Here is an 8,071-nt window from a genome sequence, read left to right on the forward strand (position 1 = left end):
TTTTCGGGAAAGTGCGGCTAACTGACACGTTTTTAGGGTTGCTGGCATGTGGAACAAGTCAGACCAGAATTATCTGACTTGATCGTAGTTTCCTTAGGGGACATAACTTTGGAGTTACCCGCTTTTTGTGGGAAATGTTTTTGTGATCAAATGGAATACTTAATCTTGTTTTTTTATCGAGAATTGGGATACTTAATATTTGTCTATTCACAACTTAGCTTCAGCGCGATGATCGTAAAGCCCCTTGTCTAAACTGACCAAGGGGCTTTTCTTTTTGTATTGCGAGTTAGCCGTTGCCGAGTGGGACAATTTCGGCTGTATGAATATTGGGAAGTTTCCTATGTTCATGGGGCGCTAGGTTGAACCAAGCGGTACGCAGGATTTGTAATACGTCTCCATGAGCAACCAGTAGAATGGTTTGATCTTGATGGTGGCTTTCTAGTGTTTCAATAAACTCCATTACTCTCTTAAAGACGTCTTCAGCACTTTCTACATGGTCACTAAGTTGGCTGGGGTGTTGGGCATCTTTCTGCCAGACTTGCTCGTAGTATCGGTCGCTTTGTCCGTCCCAGTTACCAAAAAAGCGCTCTCGCAATGAGGGTGTATTTATGGCCTCGGGCAGTGAAAGAGCCTTGGTGACTAAGCGAGCGGTTTCTTTCGTTCGAAGAAAGTCCGAACAATAAACCTGTTGCAAGTTTGGCCCATCATAAGCGTTTAATGAGGCCAAGATTTGCTGTTTGCCTTCGTGAGTTAGACCAAAACTCGCGCAGCCAATATCGGGATGACTGACAATTTTACCCTCGACATTGGCCTCGCTTTGCCCATGGCGCATTAAGTAGTATCGGTTCTTTGTATCCATAATGACGAATTCTCATGGTTAAGACGAAGCTGCAGCTTGAATCAACGCAGCTCCGCCCAACCCAGTTTAAAACTAAATAAGCTTTTTACGTATTTGCACGACGATGATTTCCGCTAGGATCACCACGGCAAAGATCGCCAGCAGCGCCATAGCAACACGTTGCCATTCAAATAAATTCATCGCGTTGTTAAGTACCACACCTATGCCACCTGCGCCAACAAGCCCCAATACCGCTGACTCGCGAACATTAATATCCCAACGAAACAGCACAATACTGAAGAATGCTGGAAGTATTTGCGGCCAGTAGCCTTTTAATAGCACGGAAGCCCAAGACGCTCCGGTGGCGCGTAGTGCCTCAATCGGCCCCATGTTGATTTCTTCAATGGCTTCGGCCAGTAGCTTGCCAACAAACCCGACCGATCGAAAAGCGATCGCCAGCACGCCTGCCATGACGCCAGGGCCAAAAATGGCAACGAACAGTAACGCCCACACTAACGAGTTGACCGAGCGGGAAGACACTAAGAAAAAGCGAGCGATCCAGTGACTGATTGGAGAAGCCACAACGTTATTCGCATTCATCAGCGCCAAAGGAATGGCAAATATCAAGGTCACCAATGTGCCAAGGGTGGCGATGTTTAGCGTTTCAATCATAGCGTCATGAACAGAGACTGAATAAAACGCGAAGTCGATGGGCCACATGCGTGTGAACATATCAGCCATTTGCTCGGGAGCATCGTAGAAAAACTCAGGAATGACCTCGACTGTCCGAATCGACTGAATTAGCGCGACAAGTAATACGATGTAAACGGAGTAGCGCGACAACTTTTGTTTTAAAGTAAACCGTTGCCAATGAGAGTGCATAGTAGTCATTTTCGAATCCTCATTGGGTTATCTAAAAATGCGACGAACGATGTTGGATAGAAACTCTCCAAACATGATCAGTGCAATGATGGTAATTAAGATGGCGGCGACAAAATCGTAGTCAAAACGCTGGAACGCCGAAAATAGCGTTCCTCCAAGTCCCCCAGCTCCGACGATCCCTACCATGGTGGAGTTGCGCAGATTAGAGTCCAATTGATAAGTCGAAAAGCCAATAAAGCGTGAAAACACCTGCGGCATAACTGAGAACAAGATCAAGCTAACAAATCCCGCACCTGTGGCGCGAATGGCCTCAACCTGCTTTAACGAAATCTCTTCAATGGCTTCTGCGAAGAGCTTTGCAATAAAACCAATAGAGGCAACCACTAAGGTAAGAATCCCTGCCAGTGCGCCAAAGCCAACGCTTTTTACAAACAGGATCGCGATGATTACAGGGTGAAATGTTCGGCACAGCGCAATAAAACCACGCATGGGCACTGTCACCCAATCGGGCATTAGGTTTCGCGCTGCAAATAACCCAAAGAAGAGGGAAAGCACGATTCCTGATACGCTGGCGATGATGGCAATCTCCAGACTCTCTGCCAATCCACTAAGGAGTAGCTCCCAGCGTGAAAAGTTAGGTGGAAACATACGTTCGAATAGTTGCCCTGCATGACCTAAGCCTTCAGAGAAACGTGTCCAGCTCACCCCCATTGCTTGAAACGAATAGACCAAATAAACGGCAACCAATACCCAAAGGGCCGTCACTAGCCAATTTCGCTTGAATGGGGTCTCGTGATGCTTTGATGGAGTTATACCAGCCATGATTCACCTCCGTAAATTTGTTTGAGGTGAGCGTCCGTAATGCCTTCAGGAGCGCCATCATAAACAACTACGCCATCACTCATACCAATCATTCTTTTTGCAAAGCGGCGGGCTAGATTCACATCATGGATGTTAACCAATGTTGGGATGTTTTTTTCTTCCGCGAACTTTTCTAACAACTCCATGATTTCCACGGCTGTTTTAGGATCGAGAGAAGAGGTGGGCTCATCTGCCAATAAAATATGTGGATCTTGCATCACGGCGCGGGCGATGCCAACACGCTGGCGCTGACCACCAGAAAGACTATCAGCACGTTTATTGGCGTGCTCCGTTAAGCCCACCGATTCGAGCAATTGGAATGCCATATCGATGTCTGTTTGACTGAATTTGCGACGCCATGCGTTCCAAGCTGACATATAGCCTAAGCGCCCCGTTAGCACGTTTTCGATGACGGATAGACGTTCCACTAAATTGTATTCTTGAAACACCATACCAACGTGTCTGCGTAGCTGTCTAAGTTGACGCCCCTTCGCTAGGCACAAATTGGACTGATGAAAAATGATTTCCCCAGCAGTGGGTTCAATCAGGCGATTGATGCAACGCAGTAGTGTGCTTTTACCGGTTCCTGACGGGCCTATAATGGCAATGATGCCGGGAGAATTGATCTCAATATCAATGCCTTTCAAGATAGGTTTTCCAGGGACATATTCTTTTTGCAGGCCCCGAATATTGAGTGCATTGGGAGAGCTGGCGAAATCTGTAGCGGTAGTCATAGCAAGTTCCTTTGGGCAAAAGGGTCCCATACCGCTTTAGATACCAAGCGGTTGGGAAGGATTGTAAGGAATACGGGAGGAAAACCTCCCGCTAATAGGGTGGTTCGGCTTAGTTAGAGCTCTGCATGGCTTGCTTCTTAGCCGCGGCCTTGGCTGCCTTGGCAGCATCTGCTTCAGCAAGCTGTTTCAGCCCCGTTTTGGTGTAGGCCGTACCAGACGCGTGTGCGATGTCACGGATCACTTTCCAGTCTTCTTTATAGGTGACAGGGTAGAAGCGATCTGCACCGCCAAAGGTTTCTTGCATGCTTTCAGAGAAGCGGAAGGTATCAAAAGCCTGTTTGATTTTAGCGACAAGGTCCGGGTGTAGGTTGTGTGCATAACCGAACGCGGAGGTTGGGAATTTAGCACTTGTATAGATGACGCGGAAATCGTCTTCTTTAATACGGCCACCATCTACCATGCGGTGGAATACGTCTGAGGCAACGGGAGCTGCATCATAGTCGCCAGCCAAAACGCCCATAATCGATTGATCGTGTTTGCCTGAGTATTTTACTTGGTAATCTTTATCAGGCGTCACACCCACGTACGGGAAAAGCGCTCTTGGTGCCAAGTTACCTGAGTTAGAAGAAGCAGAAGTATGCGCCACCACTTTGCCTTTTAAGTCTTCCATTGTGTGAATGTCACTGTCCGCACGAGTAATGGTGATCAGGTTGTAGCCCTGGAAGCCATCCGCTGTGCCTTTCACAGCAATAGGTACATAGCCGCCTAGATTGACCGCGTAGCCAGTTGGGCCGGTTGAGAAACCTGCGATGTGTAGACGACCAGAACGGATGGCCTCAACTTCTGCAGCGTTAGAGTGCACCGTGTAGTAAATGACTTTTTTGCCAGTGACTTCACTTAGATATTCTTGAAAGTCATGGAAAGCGTCCTTGTAAACAGCAGGGTCTTCTACCGGAGTGTAAGTGAAAACCAAGGTGCTGGGATCGCGCCACTCAGATGGATCTTTTGGGGTATCTGCAACCAGATCATTATTCTCATCACAGAATTTTTCGTCGAGAACACCACGGGAAGAACAGTCGTCTGCTAATACAGGGCTTGCACCTAGAAGCAAGGATCCAGAAAGAATCAGGCTAGTAAGCAGTTTATTTGACATCAGTTGTACCTCTTAAGACGTTGTTTTTGTTGTTATCGCCGGGCGGGAGGAGCCGTTGCCGGAGATGGCTGTCTCTGTCTCTGGGGCAGAGTCAGCGGTAGAATTGCAATTCAGATACCAATATTTAAATTCACAATAAAAACAATGATTTAAATAAATTTCTCCGGTTTTCTTTGGGGGGTTGGGACAGGTGTGTCCAAGGTGATATATGGAAACGGGTCATATCTGTCCTTTTTCTAAAGTGCTACGAAAGACTTGTTTGTCTAGCTGGTGCTTCTTCATTTTGCGATAGAGCGTTTTTCGAGAAAGGTCCAATAAGTCTGCCGCCTCATGCAATTGTCCTTGAGTGGCACGCAAACCTTGCTCCAATATTTGGCGCTCGAACTGTTCCATGCGTTCTTCATAGCTCGCAGCAACAGGCTCATCGTTTTGCTTCAATGAAGCGAGGGACGTTTCACTGATTCCTAATACGAATCGGTCGGCTGCATTTTTGAGCTCCCGCACATTCCCAGGCCAGCTATGTTGCAGTAAGTGTGTGAGGGTTTCAGGTTGAATCTCTGGCAGTGGACGGGAAAAATGCTCAGCGGCTTTACAGGCGTAATGATGGAACAAAGGCAGAACGTCTTCGGGTCTGTCTTTAAGTGGTGGGATGGTCAGGCTCGCGACATTCAGGCGATAGAATAGGTCTTTGCGAAAACGTCCTTCCTCACTAAGCAGTGCCAAATCGTCCTTGCTTGCGGCAATGACCGTCAAGGATACTGGGATCGGAGTCGTGCTACCCACGCGCTCAATGGTCCTGTCTTGTAATACTCTGAGCAGTTTGATCTGCACCGAGATTGGCATTGTTTCTATTTCATCCAAAAATAAGGTGCCGCCATTAGCGGCTTCAATCTTGCCGATATGACGCTTATTAGCTCCGGTAAAAGAGCCAGCTTCGTGCCCAAATAATTCGCTTTCGATCAGACTTTCACTGATGCCACCACAGTTTATAGCGATAAAGCGTCGATTAGATCGTTGGCTGAATTGATGCAGCGCTCTGGCGACGACATCTTTACCAGAGCCAGTTTCACCGTAAATAATGGTATCAACATTGGCTTGAGCCAGCGCCACGATATGCTGTCTGATGGTTTTCATCGCAGCCGAGTCGCCAATAATGAACTCTTTTAATCCGCTTTGTTGCTCGAGGTCCTGCTTCAGCGCTCGGTTCTCTAGCACCAGTTGGCGCTTTTCAACGGCTCTAGAAAGTTGATTGATGAGCTGTTTTGGGTTGAGTGGCTTTTCTAAAAAGTCATAGGCGCCATCTCGTACTGCTTCGATTGCCATCGGGATGTCACCATGGCCACTCATGAGTAAGACTGGTAGCTCTGGGTCTAGTTGCTTTATTCGCGACAACAGCGTTAAACCGTTCATTTTGGGCATTTTGACGTCACTGAGTACCACCGCTGGGCTATCGCTGGAAAGTGAGGCCAGCGCCTTGTCCGCATCCAAAAAGGTTTGAATACGAAAATCTTCTAATTCCAGCATTTCTGTTAATGCTTCAACGATGGACTGGTCATCGTCGATGATGATTATCCTAATAGCCTGATTCATTTTATTGTTCTGCCTTATTTAATATCAGGGTAAAACAGCTGCCTTTACCGAGCGTCGAGTGAACGCGAATGCGTCCGCCAAAATCTTGAATGATGTTGTAACTAATGGATAAGCCGAGTCCGAGGCCTTGTCCCACCTCTTTTTGTGTGTAGAAGGGGTCAAATATCAGCTCAAGTTTGTCCGGTTCAATGCCTCTGCCAGTATCTTCAACTCGAATCTCTACCTGCGTTTCACAGTCGTGAACAATGACCCGAACCTTTTGCTCCGAAGGCTCTTGAACGCTGTGCGTCAGTGCATCTAGTGCATTGCTTAATAAATTTACCAGTACCTGCTCTAAACGAATGGGCTCAGCCAAAACAGTGACCGTAGAAGAAATTGGTGTGTACTCAAATTGGCAAGGGTGTTCTCTGAGGCGGTTTGACATCAAATCAATGGTGTCTTGAATAACAGCATTGACCGATACGGGAGAAAGCTCTGTCTTGGCAACACGGGCAAAGGTTTTTAAATGGCGAGTAATCGCCGCCGTTTTGTCGATCAAACGTGATATTTTGCTGAGTGCCTCACGAGCCTTTTCTGGTTCATCTTTATCTAAGCGACGTTCTAAAATATGCAGATGACTGGCAATGGCGGTCAGTGGTTGGTTGATTTCATGGGTAATGCCGACGCTGAGTTGTCCTAACGCTGCCAGTTTTCCAGCTTGGACTAATTCATTCTGAGTGGCCTTGAGCTGTGCTTCAGCAGCGATACGTTCCTCTACTTCAGCTGCCAGCTTGAGGTTGGTTTGCTCTACCTGAATCGCAGTCTTTTGAAAATGTCTTAGATCTCTGGCCATATTGGAGACTTCATCATCACCAATGATGCGGATTTGAGTATCCAGCTTGGAGTTGGCAATGGCGCGCATGTTTTGCTGGAGTTCTTGTATTCGCTGAAGCACATTACGTTGCACATAAAACCATGAGACGGCGCCTGCAACGATCAAACTGATTAATGAGAGCAATAAGACACTGCGAATACTGATATTGATGGACTTGATCGCATTGTTTAGAGAAGTCCCAATACTGGTGTTGGTTTGATTGGTGTATTGATTGATCTGTGCGGCTAATTGCTGGATGTGGTTTTGGCTATTCTGGAGATAAAAAGATTGCTGATAGAGAAGATCAAGCTCGAGATTTTTCAATATAAAAAGCTCGCCTTTGCGAGAGCCTATATTGATCAGATCATCTAAGTCAGCGTGTGTTGTGGCAGAGATGCCTAAGGTTTTAGCACTTGCCTCAAGCTCTGAGCCTAAGTGCTCTAGATGCAAAAAAGTGTAGTCGAGATCGTTGAAAGACGCGTCGTTTCTGATCTTTTCTGCCATTCCATAAAAATAATACAGGCGACTGATAATGGGTAAAGCGTCGGCTGCAGGGCGCTGCTCAAATTCATTGATTAACTGTTCAATACGGGGGAATACCTGTAGCAACGTTTGGATCAGTTGATTATGAACCTGCTCTCGTTGTTCAACGTTCTGATTAAGTAGGGTGAGGCTGTTGTGAATCTGAGTGATCAACTCGACAAAATAGCGATTGTAGTCGGGCAGATTGCGCATCAAATTATCCATCTCCTCAATCGCCGAGTTCAGTTCGTCCATTGCTCGGAGTCGAGAAGCATTTGATTCGCTACTCACCAACAAAGGGGCTGTGGAGACGATTAAACGGCTTTTGTCATTGAGCCGCGCGGCTGCATCTAAGCCTGGAATATCCTGATGCTGCAGCAACAGCAATTCGTCCCTAAGCTGCACGTAGGTATTGGTGGTGAGACCACTGGCAACAAAAGTAATGGAGGAGATTAATGCAAAGGCTAAAAAAAGCCGCCCACCGATACCGATATGGCGTATCCAATGGCGCAAACTAAGTCCCATATTAGCGTCCTGTTATTATTTGCGTATTTCGGTTTGTCTGGCCACCGATTCCGGTATCATTCAGCCACGCGTTTCGGTGTGATCCGGCCAGCTTGATCTGATCTTCGTTTCTG

The 8,071-nt window shown here is 47.0% G+C and carries 7 protein-coding genes; all 7 read right to left on the reverse strand.

Annotation, left to right across the window (positions count from 1 at the left end; translation table 11 throughout):
- Positions 1-286: 286 nt before the first annotated feature.
- Positions 287-859, reverse strand: coding sequence for a histidine phosphatase family protein (locus FJM67_RS16470; protein ID WP_219846032.1), 573 nt, complete (start codon positions 857-859; stop codon positions 287-289).
- 72 nt (positions 860-931) lie between these two features.
- A complete protein-coding gene (gene phnE / locus FJM67_RS16475; protein ID WP_140591674.1) occupies positions 932-1,729 on the reverse strand; it encodes a phosphonate ABC transporter, permease protein PhnE in 798 nt (265 codons plus the stop codon).
- Between the two features lie 18 nt (positions 1,730-1,747).
- Positions 1,748-2,542, reverse strand: a complete 795-nt coding sequence (gene phnE / locus FJM67_RS16480) for a phosphonate ABC transporter, permease protein PhnE (RefSeq protein WP_140591677.1) — start codon at positions 2,540-2,542, stop codon at positions 1,748-1,750.
- Positions 2,530-3,315, reverse strand: a complete 786-nt coding sequence (gene phnC / locus FJM67_RS16485) for a phosphonate ABC transporter ATP-binding protein (protein ID WP_140591680.1) — start codon at positions 3,313-3,315, stop codon at positions 2,530-2,532. Before phnC ends, phnE (FJM67_RS16480) begins: the two co-directional genes overlap by 13 nt.
- Before the next feature lie 109 nt (positions 3,316-3,424).
- Entirely contained in the window at positions 3,425-4,468 is a 1,044-nt protein-coding gene (gene phnD, locus FJM67_RS16490) for a phosphate/phosphite/phosphonate ABC transporter substrate-binding protein (RefSeq protein ID WP_140591683.1), read from the reverse strand.
- Positions 4,469-4,687: 219 nt separating this feature from the next.
- Complete coding sequence (locus tag FJM67_RS16495; RefSeq protein WP_140591686.1) at positions 4,688-6,058, reverse strand: sigma-54-dependent transcriptional regulator; 1,371 nt, start codon at positions 6,056-6,058, stop codon at positions 4,688-4,690.
- Position 6,059: 1 nt separating this feature from the next.
- Entirely contained in the window at positions 6,060-7,958 is a 1,899-nt protein-coding gene (locus tag FJM67_RS16500) for an ATP-binding protein (RefSeq protein WP_140591689.1), read from the reverse strand.
- Positions 7,959-8,071: the final 113 nt, after the last annotated feature.

Source organism: Maribrevibacterium harenarium (assembly GCF_006385675.1).
Taxonomy (GTDB): domain Bacteria; phylum Pseudomonadota; class Gammaproteobacteria; order Pseudomonadales; family Marinomonadaceae; genus Marinomonas; species Marinomonas harenarium.

Coding starts and splice junctions, on each gene's coding strand:
- phnE (WP_140591674.1), bottom strand. CDS start 1,729: ATGACTACTATGCACTCTCATTGGCAACGGTTTACTTTAAAACAAAAG.
- FJM67_RS16500 (WP_140591689.1), bottom strand. CDS start 7,958: ATGGGACTTAGTTTGCGCCATTGGATACGCCATATCGGTATCGGTGGG.
- phnD (WP_140591683.1), bottom strand. CDS start 4,468: ATGTCAAATAAACTGCTTACTAGCCTGATTCTTTCTGGATCCTTGCTT.
- FJM67_RS16470 (WP_219846032.1), bottom strand. CDS start 859: ATGGATACAAAGAACCGATACTACTTAATGCGCCATGGGCAAAGCGAG.
- FJM67_RS16495 (WP_140591686.1), bottom strand. CDS start 6,058: ATGAATCAGGCTATTAGGATAATCATCATCGACGATGACCAGTCCATC.
- phnC (WP_140591680.1), bottom strand. CDS start 3,315: ATGACTACCGCTACAGATTTCGCCAGCTCTCCCAATGCACTCAATATT.
- phnE (WP_140591677.1), bottom strand. CDS start 2,542: ATGGCTGGTATAACTCCATCAAAGCATCACGAGACCCCATTCAAGCGA.